This window comes from Clostridium sp. C2-6-12 (assembly GCF_009928485.1).
GTDB lineage: Bacteria > Bacillota > Clostridia > Clostridiales > Clostridiaceae > Clostridium.
The window spans coordinates 1-21,106 of record NZ_JAABNP010000007.1 but is presented as its reverse complement, the minus strand read 5'-3'; the positions used below and the strand labels follow the sequence as shown (position 1 = coordinate 21,106).

Here is a 21,106-nt window from a genome sequence, read left to right as displayed (position 1 = left end):
TATATAGATATTATTTTTATGAGTTTAGGTGAGGTATAATGAGTGAATTGACACATGAAGAATTAATACTTTTAGATAATTTAATATATCTACAACTAGATGCAGTGGAAAATGAAGAGCTTATGAAGATTGTAGAGAGGCTTATAATTAGTGGCAAATTTGAAGAAATGGATGTCTGCAGCATAAAAATGTCTGCAGAGGAGTGGAAAAAGATTTTACTTCAAATTAGTAGTAAACCTAGGCTGATGGAGTTAAGGATTACACATATAGATAATAAATATACCAGGAGTATGAGAGCAGCATGTTTTGTAGATAAACAAAATAATGCAACAGTAGTATTTAGAGGGACTGTTACGGAAGGCGAATGGAAGGATAATGGACAAGGAGCTTATGAACACGATACAAAAGAGCAAATAGAGGCTTTAGATTATATAAATAATTTAGAATTTAAGGATGTTATTGTTACAGGACATTCAAAGGGAGGCAATAAGGCACAATATGTAACTATATTATCTGACAAAGTAAGCAAATGTATATCTATAAATGGACAAGGATTTTCTAATGAATTTATTACTAAATATATAAATGAAATTAATAAAAATAAATCAAAAATAATATGTATCAATTCAAAGTATGATTATGTTTATTGCCTTTTTAATCAAATAGGAGGTGAATTTCATTATATAGAAACAGACTTTAAAATTAATCCCTTAGATTATCATAGGGCAAATGTGCTTTTGGATAAAAGTGGAAAGCTAAATAAGGAAACAAATCAAGCAATTATCCAGCAAGAAATCAATCGCTTTTCAATATCATTTATATCTTTTTTGCCAAAGGATATACAAAGTTTAATTATTAATGCGGCCATAAATTCAATAGAGCTAGTTTTGTGTAATGGACAAGACAAAGATAGAATTCTTAAAGCTGCAAGGGAATTTTTAATAATGTCATGTTATGAAGATTATAATAAAAACGATAATAATTATAATATATGTGTCCAAGTATTTGAAGTTTATATTTCTCCATTATTATTTTGGGAGGAACTAATAAATGTAGAAGAAACTAATTCAAAAGAGTTTCTAGATAAATTTTTAAGTAACTTAAATCTATTAACAAAGGGAGTAATAAAAAATATAGATATTATAGGGAAGGATCAAAAAAAGTTAATAGATAACATTTTAAATCAAATTACCAACTTAAGCTTTAAGCTTAAAAATAAAATGTTGGAATAAAGGTCAATAGAAAATAAAATTAAGACAGTAATTATTTGTGTAATGAACAAAATAGTTACTGTTATTATTGTTCTTTAGAATTTGTTAATATATAATAGGTGCAAATAAGGAAAAGTGTTGTATAGTATAAAATATATAGATTATTGAGATTAAAGAATGATTTCATAAATAGCTAGTTTTATAAGTGATACATAGAAATGGAGTAAAATATGTTAGAAGGTTTAATTGTTGCGGGAGGAGCCGCTTTGCTAGCTGCAAGGCTATATGTAGATAATACATTAATAGAAGTTTCAAAATATGAAATTAAAAATAATAAAATACCAAAGGAGTTTAATAAATTTAAGATTGTACAGCTATCAGATTTCCATAGCTATGGTTTTGAGAAGGATGATTTTATATTATTGGAGAAAATTTACGAAGAAGAACCAGATATGATTGTAATGACAGGTGATATGGTAAATAAATACGATACTAAATTTGAAAAGTTTTTAAATTTAGCAGAGACTTTAAGTAAGAGATATAAAATATATTATATTGTTGGAAATCATGAAATAAGATTAAAAAAAGAAGACTTAGAATATTTGTTAAATAAGCTTAGGACATTTGGAATTAAAATATTAAATGATGAAAAAATAACTATGGTTAGAAAAAGTAATCATATTAATATTTATGGACTTCATATACCACTTGCTTATTATAAAGTAATTAATAGGCCAGATAATGTAGGGAAAGTTATTAGTAAGGTTCTTAAGAATTGTAAAGAGGAAGAATTTAATATTTTACTGGCACATAATCCATTATTTTTTGAAGAATATTCAAAGTATAATGTAGATTTGACATTATCAGGTCATGTACATGGAGGAATGATAAGGCTTCCGCTTTTAGGTGCAATTCTTTCACCAGAAAGAAAGTTTTTCCCTAAATATAGTCATGGGATTTATGAAGTGAAGGATAAAAAACTAGTAGTAAGCAGAGGGCTTGGGCATAGTAAAAGAGGAATAAGATTTTTTAATAAGAGAGATTTGGTTAGTATAACACTATACCATGTTGATAATGGAATTAATTAATCTTATTATTATTTTTTAGAAATAAGAGGTTATTAATATTTTTATATAAAATAATTACAACTTATGAATTCTATGGTGTGAAAGGTTAAAAGCTCCTAAGTTGAATATAATAATAACTTTAATAATGATTATATTTTTTTTTATTATGGGTAAATTATAATTACACCTAGATTTAATTAATTTTTAAGGAGGTAATTATATATGGTACATCATAAAGAACATACTACTGGAGAACATGTTGAAGGTAAAGGTATTTTAGGCTGGGTAGGAAGAATGTTGTTAACAGCTGTAATTTTAGCAATAACTTCATTTTTTACACCAGGTTTTTCAATTAGTGGATTGTGGTCATTTATATTAGCTGCAATAGTAATAAGTGTATTAGATTATTTGGTGGAATCATTTATGGGTGTTGATGCATCACCATTTGGAAGAGGAATAAAAGGATTTGTTATAGCAGCAGTGATTATATATGTGGCTCAATTTTTAGTTCCTACTATGAGTGTTTCTATAATAGGTGCATTGTTAGCAGCGTTAGCAATTGGAATATTAGATGCAGTAATGCCAGGAAAAGCGATGTAAAAGTTAGTTTAATAATATATTAAAGAAAAAACAAAGGACTGTAACACTAAAGGATTTATATACAATATATAACCTCAAAGAAGATGTGAGGAATATTATTGTATTATTAAATTTCAGTGTAACAGTCCTTTAAAATTTAGCTGAAGATGTATTCATTTAATAATTGCTTGAATTACTCATGTAATTCTAATGGCAAACCATCTGGATCGTTGAAGAAGGTGAATTTTTTATTAGTATATTCATCTATTCTAATTGGTTCAGTTAAAATACCTTTAGAGTTTAATTCTGCAATAACTTCTTCAATATTGTTTACCTGAAAAGCTAAATGCCTTAAACCACAGGCTTCAGGCCTTGTAAGTCTTTTTGGAGCTTCGTTCATTGAAAAAAGTTCAATTTCGCTGTCACCTATTTTTAAATCTAATTTATACGAGTTTCTATCTTTTCTATAATTTTCACGTATTATTTCAAAACCTAGTAAATTTACATAAAAATTTTTAGAAACTTCATAGTTAGAAGCTATAATAGCAATGTGGTGTATTTTGTTAAAGTTCATAATAATTCTCCTAATGTAATTAAGTATTTTTGATTAACATAGTTATTTGTTTATATTATAGTACAAAATATATATTTATTGATTAATTATTTTGAGATTCTACGTGTGTTTTATTTTGAAGTTTATCAAATCTGCTCATAATTTCAGTATAAGTATCTTTGCAAATCTGAGGTAAGTCACTTGTAGTTGCATCTTTAAAAATTAACCCGGCTTGTGAAAAACCTTCTTCTACAGCATCTCTCATTTTTTGTAATTTATCCTTATCATCTCCTGCTATAGCTGTTGCCATGCTCATAATACGATCTGCAACGGCATTTACAGAATATGGACCACCTTCAGTAATTGCTGCTTGAGCACCTTCTGGAGTTGTAGCAATTGGAGGATAAGCATTTTCTAAAGAACCAAATATTTTAATTAGTAAATCTTTTGAAGATTGTGGGAGTCCATTATTGTCATTACTTGATTTACCTAATAAATTATTTTGATTTTTTATAGTATCACTTATAAATTTTTTTATAAGTTCTTTTTCAGATTTATCTTGTTCATCTTTTAAAGCTTCAATTTCTTCAGGAGTAAGTTTTTTCTTTATTGGTTTGTAAGTTGAATTTTTTATGTCATCTTCTGTTGATTTTACAAATGAATCATTACCTAAAACTTGAGAAACTTCCAGATTGTCTTTAGAATAATTAATTTCATTACTTTCTGCACTAGTTTTCTTTGTTTCACTGCTAGAATTATTATATTTAGATGCGCCTAGTCCTTTTGAATCTGCAATATTCATAACCATAAAAAGTCCTCCTTTTAGTTTGATTTATCATTTAATTTTCGTTTTATTTTCAATATACTTTATGTAAAGCAAAAATATTGATTAGTATTGACAAATTTTATTATAAAGAGTAAGATATAAAAAAATAAAGAATAAAATTCTTTGAAGGGAAGAGTAGATATTATATTAGTATCTTAAGCGAGTAGAGGAGGGTGAGAGCTCTATGAGAAAGTTTTTATCGAAGACATCCTGGAGAAGCTTATCTGAAATTTTTAGTAGGGTAAGCCGGCGGCAGTCGTTATAATGTTTGAGATGACTTAGTTTATTAAATTTTGTCAAAGTAGAATGGCACCGTGAAATATAGCTTTCACTTCTATAAAGAAGTGAAAGCTTTTTTATATTAAAATGAAAATGGCCAATTTTATTTTAGTTATGTCATTAACTTGATAAAATTTTATAATATAAGGATATGTTAAATGCAGGGAATATTAGTGTTAGCATTAATGCATTTATATCCATAAGTAAAAAAGGGTGGTACCGCGAAGAGATTTGCCCCTTGAGTTTTATAACTCAAGGGGCTGTTTTTATTTAATAGAAAATTTAAGGCTTTTTATAAAATTATTGCGCAGTAAAATTATAAAGAGTTATTAAAAGTATGAATATTAGTAAAATAATTTAAATCAAAGAGTATATTTAAGTTTGAAAGAAATTTTATATTGCCTAAAGAAAGGAATGGAAATAATAATGAAAAGAATAATGATAAATCAATTAAAGAATTATATAAATAAAACAGTAACTATTAAAGGCTGGGTTCATCGCATAAGAAAATTGAAATCAATAACTTTTGTTGTACTAAGAGATAGAACAGGATTAGTACAATGTGTTTTAAATAATAATGAGCAAGAATATAGTGAGGTTAAATTAGAGTCGGTAATTGAAATCTCAGGAATGGTTGTTGAAAGCAAGAATAATTTAAATCCATTTGAAGTTGCTGCTGAAGCTATGAAAATTATTAATAGTACCATTGAAGAGCTTCCTATTGAAATAAACAAGGAAAATTTAGAGGTGAATTTAGATACTATGCTAAATAATAGAATGCTAAGTATAAGACATGAAAAAGTAAATGCAATATTTAAAATACAAAATATAATAGTTGAAGGTTTTAGAGAATTTTTAAAAAGAGAAGATTTTACAGAAATATCTACACCAAAGCTTGTAGAAGAAGGTGCAGAGGGTGGTACAGAAGTATTTAAGGTTCAATATTTTGAAAGAGAAGCATATTTAGCTCAAAGTCCACAGTTTTATAAGCAAATGATGGTTGGCGCTGGCTTTGAAAGGGTTTTTGAAATTGGGCATGTATATAGGGCAGAAGAACATAATACTAATAGACATTTAAATGAATATATTAGTATGGATTTAGAAATAGGATTTATAGAAGATGAAAAAGAGATAATGGATTTAGAAGAAAATTTATTAAAATTTATTTTGAAAAAAGTTAAGGAAGAAGGGAAAAAATACTTAGATATTTTAAAAGCAGAAGTACCTGCTATTGAAGATAAAATCCCAAGAATAAAATTTTGTGAAGCCTTAGAAATATTGGAGAAAGAATATAATAAAACAGGTTTAGATGGAGATATGGATCCAGAAGGCGAAAAATTAATTTGTAAATATGCAAAGGAAAAGCTGGGATGTGAATTTATATTTTTAACTCATTATCCAAGGAAAAAGAGACCTATGTATACAATGCCTTGTGGAAACACAGAAACGCATAGCTTTGACTTATTATTTAGAGGAATTGAAATTACAACTGGAGGGCAAAGAATTCACGATTATAGTATGCTTTTAGAAAATATAAAATATAAGGGATTAAATCCTAAAAATTATGAAAGCTATACTTCAAACTTTAAATATGGGATGCCGCCACATGGAGGATTAGCAATTGGTCTTGAAAGAATAACTGCTAAGATTTTAGGCTTTGAAAACATTAGGGAAACAAGTTTGATACCTAGGGATAGAACAAGATTAGTTCCATAAAATTAATTGATATACAGCCTATCATGTAAACAGCCTTTTTGTTAACAGCATGATAGGCATTTTTAGTGTTAAATGATAAAATAGATTCTTAAAAGATATGAAAGGTTTTATCATTCAACAAAATTTATAAAGTGATGCATTTTTACAACAAAATTTTTCATAAAGCTTAAAATAAAGCAATAATTTATGATATACTAAATATGGTGAAAAATTGGTTATTAAAAGATGTTGAATGGGGATGTAGTAAGATTATGATGCAAAAATATCAATTAGCAATATTTGCATTTGGAATTATAGGAATAGTTATTTCGTTTATTTTATTGATAAGGAGTGTAATTAAACATAAGAAAGGTTTAAAAATTATATCGGCTTTTCTTTTTATAACATTTATAGGAACAACAGTAGGATATTACTATGAGACATTAAAGGATGTTACTAATAATGTGAACAAGGTTAATGATGAAAAAGAAGCTAAAGTAGAGAAAAAACCTACAAGTGGAAGTAGTGATGATCCACTTATAATAACAGAAAAAGAATTTTATGATGATGCTAATTATTATTATACTGATTTTGAAGTAAAGAATAATTCAGATGTAGAAATATCAAAACTTTCTTTTCATATAATTTTTACTTATGAAGCAAATATGCAAACGGCTACTCATGATGAGCATATATTTCTATTGGATTCAGTAATTCCTCCTAAGATGACTCTAACTAAAAATTATCTTTGGAGAAAAAGTATGGTGGAGAGAAAATTAGGTGTTAAAAATATAAAGATGAATAAAATAGAAAATGTAATTTGTTATGTAAATATTAATGGTGAAGAAAAACCAATGAAAGTTGATGAATTAAAAGTATTACTAAAAAGTACTAAGTAATATATAGATATAAATGAATATTATAGTCAATTTTACCATATATATATGGATTGTTGAGCATTGTTAAAAGTGCTATAATTATGTAATAATAGGGGAAACAAAGGGGGAAGAGGTTTAAAAACCGAAATATATGAAGAAAAAAGTTTTAGCTATTGCATTAGCAGCTGTAGTAACATTTAGTGGTTCCATGCCTGTATTTGCAGCACCCAGTAATGCTCAATTAAGTGATTCTAGACAAAAATATGCTGAAATTGAGGATAAAATTAGAAATATTGAAAATCAAATTTATGATTTGAATTCCCAAATGGAATCATTACAAGCAACTGTAGAAAAAAATAAAAGAGATATACAAAACATAAATATGGTAGTTGAAAATACAAAAAAAGATATTCAGCAATGTAAAAAGGACATCAGTGATTTGGATTTAGCTTTAGGAAAAAGACTTAAGGCCGTTTATACAGCAGGAGATTTAGAATTCAACTATGTTAAATTTGTTTTGGAGTCTAGTTCATCTACAGAGCTTTTTTCAAGGCTGGAAGCAGTAACTAAAATTGTAGATAAAGATAAAGAAGCTATTGAAAAAGTTGAAGGTAAGAAACAAGAATTAAATACAAAGATTAAATCTTTAGATGATAAAAAGAATGAAATTAATAAGCTTAATAAAGAGGTTCAGGATAATTTGAGTGAACTTGAAAGAAAGAAACGAGAACAATTAAATTTAGCAGCTCAAGCTCAAAATGAAAAGAGTAAATTTGACGCAGAATATTTATCACAATTGGAAAGGGATGCAGTAAAGGCTCAATTTGATGTTATAGATAGTACTAATAGTTCTTCGGCAGAAATTCAAGGGGCTATTACTCAACTAGTAAGTATTAAAAATAGCCAAATTAAAAGTCCAATTGTAAGTAAAGAAATTGATGCTAAAGTAGAAAAAGCAAAAGTATTAGCAAGTCAAAAGAAAGCTGCAGAGGAAAAAGAAGCTGCGGATGCTAAAAGACAGGCTCAAGCAGCAGCTTCGGCAGCAGCAGAGGCAGTAAATTCATCTTCAAGTTCGGCATCAAGTTCAAAATCAAGCGTTAAAAAATCTGGGAAATCAATATCAGCTCCAGCAGGTGGAAATGCTCAAGCTATATTAAATGAAGCATATAAACATTTGGGCGCAAAATATGTATGGGGAGCAACAGGACCAGATACTTTTGACTGTTCAGGCTTTACTTCATATGTGTACAAGCATGCAGCCGGAATAGATATATCGAGAACTACATATACACAGATTGATGAGGGACAGCCGGTTAGTGAAGATCAACTTAAGCCAGGAGATTTGGTATTTCCTCATACAGGACATGTTGGCATATATGTAGGAAATGGACAAATGATTCATGCTCCACAAACAGGGGATGTTATCAAAGTAAGTCCTGTTTATGGTTTTTATGCAGGAAGAAGAATACTTTAATGAACATAAGATTTAATTAAATATAATAAAAAATAGAGTTAAAAATGAGGATTCTTAACTCTATTTTTTATATTTTAAAATTGTCTAGTACGAAAAGATAATATAAATTTTTGTGGGATACTATTACAATTAAATCTAGTTAATATTTAAGAATAATTATGAGAGAACTACTTTCATGATGATTTTGACTTAAGAAAGGAACTAATAATTATGAAGATTCAATTCAAATATTTGGCAATTTTCGTGGTTTTACTTATTATAGAAATATATATAGGAGTTTTTGTTCATGATAATATAATTAGGCCATTTGTTGGTGATGCTTTGGTAGTTAGCGTTTTATATTTCTTTATTAGAAGCTTTATGAAAAAGTTAAAGTTTCTACCTCTAGGTGTATTTTTATTTGCATGTATAATTGAAGTGGGGCAATATTTTAATTTAGTATCAATATTACATTTGGAAAGTTTTAAACTTGCTAGAATAATAATTGGAGCAACTTTTGATTTTAAAGATATTTTTAGTTATTTAATAGGTACAATACTCATATACTTGTATGAATTCATAGAAGAATTGAATATAAAAAATATATATAATAGAAATTATAAATGAGTTATAGATTAAAAATTTTTAGATTATGCTTTTGATAGTAGAAATACCGTTCAAAGCATAATTTTTTTAGTATAACAAAAAGTTACCTGTGGGAGAATACAATTGAACAAAAAAATAGGAGGTAACATATGGGACAAAAATGTTTAGGATTAAATGAGACGATGCAGATACACGAAATGTTAAATTTAGTAACTATTTGCATGACTACGGAAAAAATGATGGAGGGCGTAGTTTTTGATCAGGAACTTAAGGGATTATTAGAAAAAGATGTTCAAAAATCTATTATAAAAATACGAGAACTACAAAATTTATTAAAGAAAGCTCCTCAACTTAAGTAGAGGAAACATAAAAGAAGATTTTTTCAAGGAGGAGAAAAATGATCAATGATTATTTAGAAATAAGAAATGCAGAAGGAATGCCTAAACTTGTAGATGCATCTATGTCATTAGCTTTATTATTAAACTCTAAAAGTGTTGTAAGAAATTGTGCAATAGCATTAACAGAAGCAGCAACTCCAGAAGTTAGATATTTATTTGAAAAACAATTAGAAGAAGCAATTACTACACATGAGGAAATATCAAATCTTATGATTAAAAAAGGATGGTTTCATCCAATTAACTTGAGTAAACAATTCCAAATGGATTTGGAAGCTTCTGAAACAGCAGCTCAAATTGCAGGTTTGAATCTATTTCCAGGAGATACAAGTAGAATAGGTACATTTGCAACACCAGAAAAATAATAAGATTGGAGGAAAACATAAATGAAAGCTGTAACATTTCAAGGAATAAAAAATGTAAAGGTTAAAGAAGTTCCAGCACCAAAGATTCAAAAGAAGGATGATATTATTGTAAAAATTACAAGTTCAGCAATATGTGGCTCTGATCTTCATTTAATTCATGATATGGTGCCAAATTTACCACAAAATTATATTATTGGCCATGAACCAATGGGAATTGTTGAGGAGGTAGGACCAGAAGTTAAAAATTTAAAAAAGGGAGATAGAGTTATTGTACCGTTTAATGTAAGCTGCGGAGAATGTTTTTATTGCAAACATGACTTGACATGCATGTGCGATAATTCAAATCCAAATGGTGAAAATGGAGGCTTTTTTGGATATTCAGATACATTTGGAGGATATCCTGGTGGTCAGGCAGAATATATGAGAGTTCCATATGCTAATTTTACTCCTTTTAAAATACCTGAGGATTCAGAAGTAGAAGATGAAAAGTTATTATTAATGTCTGATGCTATGGGAACAGCCTATTGGAGCGTAGAAAATTCAGGAGTTAAGAAAGGCAGTACAGTAATTGTATTAGGATGTGGACCTGTTGGGTTATTAGTTCAGAAATTTTGCTGGCTCCATGGAGCAGAAAGAGTAATAGCAGTTGATTACATAGATTATAGATTAGAACATGCAAAGAAGTATAATAAAGTAGAAATAGTAAATTTTGAGCAGCATAAAAATACTGGAGAATATTTAAGAGAAATTACCCATGGAGGTGCAGATGTAGTAATAGATTGTGTAGGAATGGATGGGAAAATGACACCTCTTGAATTTTTAGGAAGTGGTTTAAAACTTCAAAGCGGTTCTTTAAGTGGTTTTATTATTGCTACTCAAGCAGTTAGAAAGGGGGGAATGATTCAGGTTACAGGAGTTTATGGTGGCAGGTACAATGGATTTCCATTTGGTGATTTGATAAATAGGAATATTAATATAAGAACTGGCCAGGCACCTGTAATTCCATATATGCCAATTCTTTATAATTTGCTTGCAGAAGGTAAAATAGATCCTAGTGACATTATTACTCATAGACTTCCATTAAGTGAAGCAGAACACGGTTATGAAGTATTTGATACCAAAACTGAAGGATGCATTAAGGTTGTTCTGAAACCATAATGAAATTAATAAGAGAAAGAAGGTTTAATAGTTGAATATTCAAGAAATAACTGTTAATGAAAATAATCAGATTCATGAATTACTAAACTTTAAAAATATTTGTTTGACAAAATCTATTACAATGTCACCGTTAGTTTCTGATGAGGAATTAAAAGCAATTTTAAATGAAGATATTGTTACAACAAAACAGCATATTGATGACTTAAGAAGTCTCATGGAAAAATCAAATAGTGAAAGGAATTAATTTATGAATGCACTAATAGAAAGTCTTACAGGTATGAATAAAATGAGTGATCAAGTTATTGCAACTGATTTTTTAATTGCAGCTAAAAGTGGCGTGAGAAATTATGCAATTGCATTAACCGAAACAACAAATCAAGAGGTTAGAGGCATTTTAAGAAAACAACTAAAGGATGCAATAAATACACATGAAAGAATTTTTAATTATATGGTGGAAAGAGGTTACTACGATCCATATAATGCTGAAAAACAGGTTGAAATTGATTTGACGACAGCAGAAACATCATTAAACCTTACAAAAGGTTTTATATAAAAATATAAGCAGATTCATTAATGTTTTTAATATGATGCATAAAGTAAAGAAGTGCTACAACATTCTATGCCATGTTGTAGCACTTCTTTTAATAAAAGTAGTACTATTAAAATTTGTAAATTTAAATAATAATTTAATAATTATTTTACAACTCTTTTTAAAGTAGTGTTATTATAAGAACCTAAAAATAAAGGTACATTTTCTATATCAACATCACTAGTTTCGAGTCCAAACCATTTTGTTGGAGAGACTGTAAATTTTTTAATAAATAATTTAGTTTTATATAAGAAAGCATCCCAAAAACTTAAGTTTGAATTATATGAAAGCTGTTCTACAATCATAGTGAAGCGGAAATCTCCAATTTTTCTGTCTGGCATTATAGTGTAGTTTCTTGATTGGATTTCTATTTCTCCACTCTTAACTAAGTCGGTTGAAATTTGACGTAAATAAACATTTAGTTTTTGATCTACTCTAAAACCAAGTCTTAATTGGACTTTTACAATATATGATGTTCCAAAGGTTTCTATTTCATATTCAGCGTCATAAGGATTATCAGTTACAATAATATTAACAAACCAGTATACATCTGCTTTTTTAGGTCTTTTATCTAAAATAGAGTACATTATATTTCTTTCAATTTTCTTAGAATATTCAGAATTAGTTAAATACACAAGATTTGTTGCATGTTTAGGGCGATCAATATCTTGACGTAAAAGATTTAGCTGCTTTTTATAATCTTCAATATTAACATATTCTAATAAACGAATCTTAATGTAGTGACTTTTAATCCAAACATACATAAGTGATAAAATTGCAAAAGCAATTAAAACTGCGACATATCCACCATGCATAAACTTTATAGCATTTGAAATGAAGAATGAAAATTCAAACATACCAAAGAAAATAAGCATACTTCCAGCAATAGGAGGGGAAACCTTCTTCTTTAATAAATAGTTGAATAATAAAATAGTTGTCATCAGCATAGTGACTGTAATTGCCAATCCATAGGCAGCTTCCATGTGATCAGAGCTTCTAAAGTAAAGAACAATTCCAATACAAACAAGCCATAAAACTTTATTGACTGATGGCATATACAGTTGTCCTTTAGAACTAGATGGATATTTAATGTGCAATCTTGGAAATAAATTTAATTTAATAGCTTCAGACACAAGTGTAAATGAACCTGATATTAATGCTTGGGAAGCAATAATAGCAGCTAGTGTTGAAATTATTATACTAAAAATTAGTAATTTATCTGGAACCATTCTAAAAAATGGATTCAAACCTTCTACATTTAAAAATGCAGGATTTTTTTTTGCTGCTAATATCCAAGCGCCTTGACCAAAATAATTTAGTAGTAAGCATACTTTAACAAAAGGCCAAGAACCATAGATATTTTTCTTGCCAACATGACCAAGATCTGAATAAAGAGCTTCGGCCCCTGTTGATGATAAAAATACACCTCCAAGAATAAAGAAACCTAATTTATTATCATCACTAAATAGAATACCTATTGCATAATGAGGTGAAAGTGCACGTAGCAGTGTCCAATCATGTGAAAGATTAATAATTCCAAAGAATGCTAAGGTGCAAAACCAAATAAGCATAATTGGACCAAACAATTTTCCAATTAGGTCAGTCCCAAAATGTTGAATGAAGAAAAGAAAAGATAATATTGCTATTACAATTATAATAATAATATTTTGGTTATGTCCTAAAATAGCATCAAATTTTGGGATTATTTCTAAACCCTCTACTGCAGAAGTTACAGTTACAGCAGGTGTTAACATTCCATCAGCAAGCAATGCAGAACCACCAATCATTGCAGGAATGATAAGCCATTTTCCTTGTCGACGTACTAATGTGTAAAGTGAGAATATTCCTCCTTCACCATTATTATCTGCATTTAAAGTTAAGAGAACGTATTTTATTGTTGTCAAAATAGTAATTGTCCAAAAAACCAATGACAGTGCTCCAAGAATAAAATTTTCTGATACGTTTTCCAAACCTCCATTACCTTGAATTATTGATTTCATTACATATAGTGGTGAAGTTCCAATATCCCCATAAACAACACCTAATGCAACCAAAATTCCACTTAATTTTAATTTGGAAAGGTCATTTTTTTTCATAATTATTCTTCCTTTACATCGAATATAGTTATAATTTTTGTAATGAATATATTTACATTATTATTGCAAATTAAAATACTATTATTGTTCAAAGTCAATAGAAACATTAAACAATAATAGTATTTCTTATTCTTGAAATAATATTTATCATATCACTATTGAAAAATAAGTCAATGTTTGCCAAGAAATAAATGTGTTAATATTTTGTTAACATTAATAAAAAAATTATTAAGTGGAAAGACTATTGCTATGTATCTATGCTTTTTTATATAATATACTTCATTTAATTACTCTTTATGCAGAATAATATATGCATAAATATGATTTTATCAATATAGTTATAAAACATTAAATACGATAATAAATTTAAGGAGGTTTTGACTATGACTAAGGAAAGTGATGGAGAAAAATTTCGCAATATGATGAGAGTAGGCAACTATACTAAACATGCCATAGAAAATTTTGAGGAAAATATAGTAAAACAAAAAGACTATTTAGAAAAGGTAAAAGAACATGAATCGTCTGATCATATGAAATAAATTTTTAAGAGGTGTGAAAATATGGGAGATATATTAGGATATTATTTAATGCCACATCCACCAATAATTATTCCAGATATAGGCAAGGGTGAAGAAAAGAAGATAGAAGCAACAAGTTTAGCTTGTAACGAAATAGGTAGAGAAATAGCAGATATTAAGCCAGATACAATTATTGTAATAACTCCTCATGGAACTATGTTTTCTGATGCTATTGCTATATCTGATGAAGAAATAATATCTGGAGATCTAAGTCAATTTAGATGTTCAAATATAAAGATGAATATCCCTATTGATAAGCAATTTAATATTAAGTTAGGAACAGCTTGTCATTTGGAAGGAATACCATCAGTACTTGTAAATTCTGAGTTTTTAGATAATTATAACGTTAATTATGAATTAGATCATGGTACGATGGTTCCTTTGTATTTTATCAATAAATATTATAATGATTACAATATAGTACATATTACATATTCAATGATTGGGAATATTAATTTATTTAGGTTTGGAATGGAAATAAAAAAAGTAGTAGAGGAATTAAATAGAAGAGCAGTAATTATAGCAAGTGGAGATTTATCTCATAAGCTTAAAGATGAAGGACCATATTCTTATTCACCATATGCAGAAAAATTTGATCAAGAATTACTAGAAAAACTTGAAAAGGGAGATATTATAGGTACATTTAATATGGATAAAACCATGATTGAAGAGGCAGGTCAATGTGGATTAAATTCTATCTATATAGTTTTAGGTGCTATGGAAGGAAAAGAAATAAAAGGAAAGCTCTTATCTTATGAAGGAACTTTTGGTGTAGGTTATGGAGTGATGAAGCTTAAGCGTGAAGGAAACAATAAAAAATATTTAGATGAGCTTATTAAATGTAAGGAAGAAAAATTTAAGGAAAAGCTAAATGTAAAAAATCCATATGTTAGACTTGCAAGACAAAATTTAAATTATTACTTTTCACATGGTAAAAAACTTAATGAAATATCTAGTTTATCTCCTGAACTACTAAATGAAAAACATGGGGTGTTTGTATCTTTAAAGAAATTCGGTCATCTTAGAGGTTGTATAGGCACAATATTACCTACAACTGATTCTGTAGGAGAAGAAATAATAAGAAATTCTGTAGAGGCTGCTCTGCATGACCCAAGGTTTCCAGCAGTTACAGAAGAGGAAATGGAAGATATAGATATATCTGTGGATGTGCTTATGGATCCAGAGCCGTGTGAAAAAGAGGATTTAAATCCAAAAAAATATGGAGTTATTGTATCTTTAGGTGGAAAACGCGGATTGTTATTACCTGATTTAGAAGGTGTAGATACAGTAGATGAACAATTAAGAATTGCTTGCGATAAAGGTAATATAGATTTTGATGAAGACTATAACATAGAAAAGTTCGAAGTTGTAAGATATAAGGAAGACTAAACTATTTTTTTAGAAGTATAAGAGGAGGTTTAATTAACTTAAAAAAATGTTAACCAAACCACCTCTTAAAATATACACCTATAAAGGGAGCAGCTATGCTGCAATACGGAACTTTATTGCAAATAAGATCATTTCACTTATAAAAAGAGCAGCTATGCTACAATAAGGAACTTCTCTGCATATAGGAACATATAGTGGCAGCATGGACTTGTTATTTATTTTATTGTACCTAAAGAAAAGAAACTATATAAAAAATAAAGTTACATATTAAATTTTGGACATATATAATATATTATTCGAAAAACTGCAATATACCTATTAAAATCATTAAAATACCAGCTACAATAGTAGGTTTTTTTCCTAAATTAAATTTAGAAATAAATTTTAATGCATAGTTGCCACAGAAAAATATAGATAAACTAATTATGAAATAAGGTAAGGATGTCATAAATGCACTATATCCTATTAAGGAAGAGCTAACAGAACTACTGATATCATCAAGGGCTAGAGCAATACCTACAGAAAAAGCTTGTTTAAAGTCTAGTTCTTTTATATTATTTAAATCATTATTTTTTTTCTTAGAAAATGATGTGTAGATCATATTTATACCCATTAAAATCAAAAGTATCATACTTATAATAGAGCACTCTGTATCATTAAGGTAATACGATATTAGCTTCCCAAATAAAGCAGCTAAAAAAGAAACAATAAATGCAAGAAATGCTATTAATATATTTTTTGATAATTTAACTTTTATACCAGCAATACTGTATGCTACTCCAACTCCAATATTGTCAATGCTATTAAGGATTGCTATAAGAAATAAATACACTAGTTGCATAGTTTCACCTCCTTTAAAATAAAGTAAGTAACAATAATGTTTTTGTTAAAACAAAATCTTATTTAAATAAATAGTTTCAGCATTTATTTTGAGGATGTTATACTATGCTCTTTTAGTTTTATATATTATATGCAATAAAATACATTATGTTATTAATAGTAAATAATATAGTATCAATACATATATCAGATATTTAAAAGAAGGTGATCAATATGGATATCAAGGTACCATTTTATGAAGAACATAAAGATAAGATTAGATGTAAAATATGCCCTCATAACTGTATGTTGGATGAAGGGAAATTTGGAATATGCAGAGTTAGAACTTTAAAGAACAATGTGATTACTGCTGTAAATTACGGAGAGGTTACATCAGCTGGAGTTGATCCCATAGAAAAGAAGCCATTATATCATTTTAAACCTGGGAAAAACATTTTATCCCTTGGAAGCTTTGGTTGTAATATGACTTGTACATTTTGTCAAAACTATGAAATATCCCAAGGAAAACCAGAGACAGAATATGTGGGGATAGAAAAATTAATTCATATGATTACAAAAGTAGAAAACAATGCTGGAATTGCATTTACTTATAATGAACCTTTTATGTGGTATGAATATATTTATGAAGCAGCTAAAAAAATAAAAGAAAATGATCCAAATACAAGTGTAGTTATAGTAACAAACGGATATATAAATGAAGAACCATTATTAAAGCTTCTACCATATGTTGATGCAATGAATATTGATTTAAAAGGATATACAAATAGATATTATAATAAAATTTGTGGAGCAAAATTAGAACCAGTTTTAGAAACTATAAAAAAAGCTAATGATCATTGTCATGTAGAAATAACAACTTTACTAGTTAGTGATGAAAATGATTCTATAGAAGAAACAAGAGAAATATCAGAATTTATAGAAAGTGTTAATAAAAATATTCCCCTTCACTTAAGCAGATATTTTCCAAGATATAAAATGGAGAATGTTGCTACTCAAATAGAAAAAATAACAGAAGCTCAAAATGAAGCTAAAAAGTATCTGAAGTATGTATATATAGGAAATGTACAGGAAGTGGATAATAATACTTATTGCCCAAAGTGTAAGGAGTTGCTAATTAGACGGAATGGATATAATACAGAAGTGTTTATAAAAGATAATAAATGTAAAAAGTGTGGAGAAGAAATAAATATAATAATATAATTTTATAATCAAGTATATATAGGTTGCAATTAGAAACTTACATGCAATAAAGTATATGGATGGAAATTTTATGAATGAATCATTTTAAATCAAATGAAATTCTTTGAACTTTTTATTGACAAGTTATTTTAAAAGAGTATAATCATAATCAAAATATTTAAATAAATGCCAAGAAAAGGAAAGTAACATTACGAATACTTATACAGAGAGTTCTTGTTGGTGAGAAAGAGCAATGGATATTAATGTGAAAATGGCCTTGGAGCTGTGCACCGATATTTTGTCCGATAGCTATCGGATAAGTTCAACTAAGATTCAGATGTGGATAAACCCAACCTGAATTAAGTTTCACTTAATAATTTAGGCTGCAACGTATTCACCCGTTATAGTGATATAGTATAACCATATTTTTATGGCGTACTTGAAGAGGTCTATATTGTGAAGTGTAGATAAATTAGGATGGTAACACGAAGTTAACTCTCGTTCCTAGGATTTATTTCTTAGGAGCGGGAGTTTTTTTATATTTAAAATCATGAGGAGGAATTAAAAATGAATATTTTAATTGGAGGGGCATGGCCTTATGCAAATGGGTCATTGCACATAGGTCATATTGCAGCGTTAATACCAGGAGATGTTATAGCAAGATATTATAGGTTAAAAGGAGAAAATGTTTTATATGTTTCAGGAAGTGATTGTCATGGAACACCCATTGCCATAAGAGCAAAAAATGAAGGAATATCACCAAAGGACATTGCAGATAAATATCATAAGGAATTTAAAGAATGTTTTAATAAACTTAATTTTTCATATGATTATTATTCCAGAACAGATGAAGATCATCATAAGGAGGAAGTTAAAAAAATAATAAAACAATTATATAAGAATGGACTTATTTATGAAAAAGAAATAGAACAAGTTTATTGTGAACATTGCAATCAATTTTTGCCAGATAGGTATGTAGAAGGAATATGTCCACATTGTAAGAGTCTTTCAAGAGGTGATCAATGTGATAACTGCTCATCTTTATTAGATCCATTAGAATTATCCGATAGAAGGTGCAAATTATGCGGCAATGAACCAATAGTTAAATATTCTAAACAATTATACTTTGCTTTATCAAAATTTGAAGAGGAAATAAGAAGTTCATTAAAGGAGACTAAAGATAACTGGAGGATTAATGCAGTAAATAATACTGAAAGATATATTAATGAAGGGTTAAAGGATCGAGCAATATCAAGAAATTTATCACTAGGAATAGATATACCAGTAGAAGGATATGAAGATAAAAAAATATATGTATGGATAGATGCGGTGCTTGGATATTTTACAGTAAGCAAAAAATGGGGAGAAGAAAATAAGAGGGACTGGAGCAAATTTTGGAACGAGGAAAGTATTTCTTATTATATTCATGGAAAAGATAATATACCATTTCATTCAATCATATTACCTGCCTTATTAAGTGGAGCAGGGTATAAAAAATTTCCTAATAGAATTATTTCCAGTGAATATATGACTCTTGAAGGAAAGAAAATATCTACGAGTAATAATTGGGCAGTGTGGGTACCAGAGATTATTAAGAAGTATAACAGTGATTTGATTAGATATTTTTTTATAAGCAATGGACCAGAAAAGAGAGATACGGATTTTTCATGGAGGGAATTGATAAATAAAAATAATGGTGAATTATTAGGTGCTTATGGAAACTTAGTTAATAGAACCTTAGTTTTTGTAAAGAAGTATTTCAATAATAAAGTTCCAGATGGTATAATTCTTGAAAAAATAAATGAACAAATTAAAAGTATATACAGAACAACAGGAGAAAATATAGAAAAAGGAAATTTAAAGACAGCTTTAGAAGATATATTTGAATTTATTAGGGAAACTAATAAATATTTTGATGAAGAAACACCATGGATTACTATAAATAATAATATAGAAAAGTGCAGCAATACAATTTATAACTGTCTTCTTTCAATTATTAATATTTCTAATTTACTGTATCCATTTTTACCTGAATCCTCTGAAAAAGTTAAAGAATGGCTCAAGGATAATTCAGGAAAATGGGCTAATATAAGCTTAAAGTCAGGGATTACAATAGGGAATTTTGAAATATTGTTTGAGCGATTAGATAAAAAGTTAATAGAGGAAGAGTTAAAAAAATTGCAACGAGAATAAGGAATGAATATGCTAAGCTAAAAGTTTTTAATTATGAAATAGATTTGAGGATAATATTATTTTAAAAGTAGAAAGCAGAGTAATTGGCATATAGGAAATAAGGGAGTGTTTTATCATACTCCCTTATAATTTAATGGTTCATAAATTGAATTATATGAGTTATATAAATTAAAAAGATTTATACAATTTAATATTTAATAATTAGTTTATGGAGTTTTTTAAAGCATTTTTTCTCAAAAGACTAGCTTTTTTTACTAGCTGCTTAAGTTCTAAATCATTGTAAATGCAACGGGAAATATAATCTTCAAGTATTTCTGAAAAATTAGACCATAGTAATGGAAAGTTAATTTTTATATAGTGATACAAAGCTTCTTTTTCAGAAATCGTTGGAATTATAGTTGCCTGGGGAATAGGAATGTATTCTTTTTGTGAAAGTGTTTCAGCATCCTTAAAACCATAGTGCTCAAAATTATAGTATCGTTTTTTCATTTCACTCATTGTTAGTTCATATCCCCCCTTGTCATTTAATTGAATTCTATCAAAATTTGCTGATATAAGCTTAATTGGTAATTTATTAAATGTTTCATAATATAATAAGACAAATAGAACTTCTTGACTTGCAAGATAAGAAACTGGTTTGTAAAATTTGCTTTTTGGTACAGGTATCTTATATACTTGATTATCTTTTGTAATATAAAGACATTTAATGCCTGCCATAAAAACACCTCAATCTAAAATAATTTAAATTATATTTAAATTGTTGACAATAAGCATTTATATAATACAGAACTAAAGGATAAATTTTAGCTTTATAGTTTTAAGGTTGTCTATTTAAATAAATTTATATTATAAATAAGTAAAAAATGAACCATTCATCGATATGTAAGAAATTAATTTCATAATAAAATAGAAAACTCTGCCATGTGTATCTTTATATTAAAAAGTGAGAAAAATAAAGAATTATGATGAAAATAAGTTTTAATAGTGTTTAATTAATAATGATGTAGTAATTAAAATATATTAAATGATGTTAAGATAAAACACGTCGCTAAGAGACGTAAGCAATTGAAAAAAATCAAATAAAAACCTTTTTTAAAAGAGTTTTGAAAGATTTGAAAAAAATTGTTGACAAGATTCAAACCAAGTGATAAACTAAGTAAGTCGCTTGAGGGTGACA

21 protein-coding genes and 2 other annotated features are annotated in these 21,106 nt (G+C 28.0%); of the genes, 16 read left to right on the top strand and 5 right to left on the bottom strand.

What is annotated here, in order from left to right:
* Positions 1–38 precede the first annotated feature (38 nt).
* The 3 genes from GXK56_RS07460 (at position 39) to GXK56_RS07450 (ending at position 2,878) form a co-directional block, all read left to right on the top strand.
* A complete protein-coding gene (locus GXK56_RS07460; RefSeq protein ID WP_160686759.1) occupies positions 39–1,232 on the top strand; it encodes an Mbeg1-like protein in 1,194 nt (397 codons plus the stop codon).
* Between the two features lie 209 nt (positions 1,233–1,441).
* The gene (locus tag GXK56_RS07455) at positions 1,442–2,299 is read left to right on the top strand and encodes a metallophosphoesterase (protein ID WP_160686757.1); all 858 of its coding nucleotides are present in this window, start codon (positions 1,442–1,444) and stop codon (positions 2,297–2,299) included.
* A 201-nt stretch (positions 2,300–2,500) separates the two neighbouring features.
* Positions 2,501–2,878, top strand: a complete 378-nt coding sequence (locus tag GXK56_RS07450; protein WP_160686755.1) for a phage holin family protein — start codon at positions 2,501–2,503, stop codon at positions 2,876–2,878.
* A gap of 172 nt (positions 2,879–3,050) precedes the next feature.
* On the opposite strand, the gene GXK56_RS07445 is transcribed toward GXK56_RS07450, so the two are convergent.
* Positions 3,051–3,431 (bottom strand): VOC family protein, encoded by a 381-nt coding sequence (locus tag GXK56_RS07445; protein WP_160686753.1) that lies wholly within the window; start codon positions 3,429–3,431, stop codon positions 3,051–3,053.
* Between the two features lie 82 nt (positions 3,432–3,513).
* The gene (locus GXK56_RS07440; RefSeq protein WP_243156043.1) at positions 3,514–4,218 is read right to left on the bottom strand and encodes a hypothetical protein; all 705 of its coding nucleotides are present in this window, start codon (positions 4,216–4,218) and stop codon (positions 3,514–3,516) included.
* A gap of 132 nt (positions 4,219–4,350) precedes the next feature.
* Positions 4,351–4,575 (top strand) — a binding site (T-box leader).
* A gap of 366 nt (positions 4,576–4,941) precedes the next feature.
* On the opposite strand from GXK56_RS07440, the gene aspS reads away from it, so the two are divergent.
* From aspS to GXK56_RS07395, 9 genes are all read left to right on the top strand, one after another.
* Entirely contained in the window at positions 4,942–6,231 is a 1,290-nt protein-coding gene (gene aspS / locus GXK56_RS07435) for an aspartate--tRNA(Asn) ligase (protein WP_160686988.1), read from the top strand.
* 200 nt (positions 6,232–6,431) lie between these two features.
* The gene (locus GXK56_RS07430) at positions 6,432–7,109 is read left to right on the top strand and encodes a hypothetical protein (RefSeq protein ID WP_160686751.1); all 678 of its coding nucleotides are present in this window, start codon (positions 6,432–6,434) and stop codon (positions 7,107–7,109) included.
* 130 nt (positions 7,110–7,239) lie between these two features.
* Positions 7,240–8,562, top strand: coding sequence for a C40 family peptidase (locus GXK56_RS07425; RefSeq protein ID WP_160686749.1), 1,323 nt, complete (start codon positions 7,240–7,242; stop codon positions 8,560–8,562).
* A gap of 210 nt (positions 8,563–8,772) precedes the next feature.
* Positions 8,773–9,168 carry a DUF2809 domain-containing protein gene (locus tag GXK56_RS07420; RefSeq protein ID WP_160686747.1) on the top strand — a complete coding sequence of 132 codons (396 nt, stop codon included), beginning with the start codon at positions 8,773–8,775 and terminating at the stop codon, positions 9,166–9,168.
* 128 nt (positions 9,169–9,296) lie between these two features.
* Positions 9,297–9,506, top strand: coding sequence for a spore coat protein (locus GXK56_RS07415; protein ID WP_160686745.1), 210 nt, complete (start codon positions 9,297–9,299; stop codon positions 9,504–9,506).
* A 38-nt stretch (positions 9,507–9,544) separates the two neighbouring features.
* A complete protein-coding gene (locus tag GXK56_RS07410) occupies positions 9,545–9,907 on the top strand; it encodes a spore coat protein (protein WP_160686743.1) in 363 nt (120 codons plus the stop codon).
* A gap of 21 nt (positions 9,908–9,928) precedes the next feature.
* Positions 9,929–11,065, top strand: a complete 1,137-nt coding sequence (locus GXK56_RS07405) for a zinc-dependent alcohol dehydrogenase (protein ID WP_160686742.1) — start codon at positions 9,929–9,931, stop codon at positions 11,063–11,065.
* Positions 11,066–11,096: 31 nt separating this feature from the next.
* Positions 11,097–11,309: a spore coat protein gene (locus tag GXK56_RS07400; protein WP_160686741.1), complete on the top strand. Its 213-nt coding sequence runs from the start codon at positions 11,097–11,099 to the stop codon at positions 11,307–11,309.
* A 3-nt stretch (positions 11,310–11,312) separates the two neighbouring features.
* The gene (locus tag GXK56_RS07395) at positions 11,313–11,618 is read left to right on the top strand and encodes a spore coat protein (RefSeq protein WP_160686740.1); all 306 of its coding nucleotides are present in this window, start codon (positions 11,313–11,315) and stop codon (positions 11,616–11,618) included.
* 140 nt (positions 11,619–11,758) lie between these two features.
* On the opposite strand, the gene GXK56_RS07390 is transcribed toward GXK56_RS07395, so the two are convergent.
* On the bottom strand, positions 11,759–13,750 hold the full coding sequence (locus GXK56_RS07390; protein ID WP_160686739.1) for a KUP/HAK/KT family potassium transporter: 1,992 nt from the start codon (positions 13,748–13,750) through the stop codon (positions 11,759–11,761).
* 383 nt (positions 13,751–14,133) lie between these two features.
* Between GXK56_RS07390 and GXK56_RS27710 the strand changes: the two genes are divergently transcribed.
* Together GXK56_RS27710 and amrA are read left to right on the top strand one after the other, a co-directional pair.
* Complete coding sequence (locus GXK56_RS27710; RefSeq protein WP_202127841.1) at positions 14,134–14,289, top strand: hypothetical protein; 156 nt, start codon at positions 14,134–14,136, stop codon at positions 14,287–14,289.
* A 21-nt stretch (positions 14,290–14,310) separates the two neighbouring features.
* Positions 14,311–15,717, top strand: coding sequence for an AmmeMemoRadiSam system protein A (amrA, locus tag GXK56_RS07385; protein WP_160686738.1), 1,407 nt, complete (start codon positions 14,311–14,313; stop codon positions 15,715–15,717).
* A 292-nt stretch (positions 15,718–16,009) separates the two neighbouring features.
* Here the strand turns inward: amrA and GXK56_RS07380 are convergent, their stop codons facing one another.
* Positions 16,010–16,558, bottom strand: a complete 549-nt coding sequence (locus tag GXK56_RS07380) for a manganese efflux pump (RefSeq protein ID WP_160686737.1) — start codon at positions 16,556–16,558, stop codon at positions 16,010–16,012.
* Positions 16,559–16,770: 212 nt separating this feature from the next.
* Between GXK56_RS07380 and amrS the strand changes: the two genes are divergently transcribed.
* Together amrS and metG are read left to right on the top strand one after the other, a co-directional pair.
* A complete protein-coding gene (gene amrS, locus GXK56_RS07375; RefSeq protein WP_160686736.1) occupies positions 16,771–17,757 on the top strand; it encodes an AmmeMemoRadiSam system radical SAM enzyme in 987 nt (328 codons plus the stop codon).
* Between the two features lie 161 nt (positions 17,758–17,918).
* Positions 17,919–18,245, top strand: a binding site (T-box leader).
* A 58-nt stretch (positions 18,246–18,303) separates the two neighbouring features.
* Complete coding sequence (metG, locus tag GXK56_RS07370) at positions 18,304–19,929, top strand: methionine--tRNA ligase (protein WP_160686735.1); 1,626 nt, start codon at positions 18,304–18,306, stop codon at positions 19,927–19,929.
* 201 nt (positions 19,930–20,130) lie between these two features.
* Here metG and GXK56_RS07365 read toward each other — a convergent pair whose 3' ends face one another.
* A complete protein-coding gene (locus GXK56_RS07365; protein WP_160686734.1) occupies positions 20,131–20,646 on the bottom strand; it encodes a hypothetical protein in 516 nt (171 codons plus the stop codon).
* Between the last annotated feature and the right edge of the window lie 460 nt (positions 20,647–21,106).

Coding starts and splice junctions, on each gene's coding strand:
- GXK56_RS07405 (WP_160686742.1), top strand. CDS start 9,929: ATGAAAGCTGTAACATTTCAAGGAATAAAAAATGTAAAGGTTAAAGAA.
- GXK56_RS07460 (WP_160686759.1), top strand. CDS start 39: ATGAGTGAATTGACACATGAAGAATTAATACTTTTAGATAATTTAATA.
- GXK56_RS07425 (WP_160686749.1), top strand. CDS start 7,240: ATGAAGAAAAAAGTTTTAGCTATTGCATTAGCAGCTGTAGTAACATTT.
- GXK56_RS07380 (WP_160686737.1), bottom strand. CDS start 16,558: ATGCAACTAGTGTATTTATTTCTTATAGCAATCCTTAATAGCATTGAC.
- GXK56_RS07445 (WP_160686753.1), bottom strand. CDS start 3,431: ATGAACTTTAACAAAATACACCACATTGCTATTATAGCTTCTAACTAT.
- GXK56_RS27710 (WP_202127841.1), top strand. CDS start 14,134: ATGACTAAGGAAAGTGATGGAGAAAAATTTCGCAATATGATGAGAGTA.
- GXK56_RS07440 (WP_243156043.1), bottom strand. CDS start 4,218: ATGGTTATGAATATTGCAGATTCAAAAGGACTAGGCGCATCTAAATAT.
- amrA (WP_160686738.1), top strand. CDS start 14,311: ATGGGAGATATATTAGGATATTATTTAATGCCACATCCACCAATAATT.
- GXK56_RS07450 (WP_160686755.1), top strand. CDS start 2,501: ATGGTACATCATAAAGAACATACTACTGGAGAACATGTTGAAGGTAAA.
- GXK56_RS07365 (WP_160686734.1), bottom strand. CDS start 20,646: ATGGCAGGCATTAAATGTCTTTATATTACAAAAGATAATCAAGTATAT.
- GXK56_RS07395 (WP_160686740.1), top strand. CDS start 11,313: ATGAATGCACTAATAGAAAGTCTTACAGGTATGAATAAAATGAGTGAT.
- aspS (WP_160686988.1), top strand. CDS start 4,942: ATGAAAAGAATAATGATAAATCAATTAAAGAATTATATAAATAAAACA.
- GXK56_RS07410 (WP_160686743.1), top strand. CDS start 9,545: ATGATCAATGATTATTTAGAAATAAGAAATGCAGAAGGAATGCCTAAA.
- GXK56_RS07455 (WP_160686757.1), top strand. CDS start 1,442: ATGTTAGAAGGTTTAATTGTTGCGGGAGGAGCCGCTTTGCTAGCTGCA.
- GXK56_RS07390 (WP_160686739.1), bottom strand. CDS start 13,750: ATGAAAAAAAATGACCTTTCCAAATTAAAATTAAGTGGAATTTTGGTT.
- GXK56_RS07430 (WP_160686751.1), top strand. CDS start 6,432: ATGGTGAAAAATTGGTTATTAAAAGATGTTGAATGGGGATGTAGTAAG.
- GXK56_RS07415 (WP_160686745.1), top strand. CDS start 9,297: ATGGGACAAAAATGTTTAGGATTAAATGAGACGATGCAGATACACGAA.
- amrS (WP_160686736.1), top strand. CDS start 16,771: ATGGATATCAAGGTACCATTTTATGAAGAACATAAAGATAAGATTAGA.
- GXK56_RS07420 (WP_160686747.1), top strand. CDS start 8,773: ATGAAGATTCAATTCAAATATTTGGCAATTTTCGTGGTTTTACTTATT.
- metG (WP_160686735.1), top strand. CDS start 18,304: ATGAATATTTTAATTGGAGGGGCATGGCCTTATGCAAATGGGTCATTG.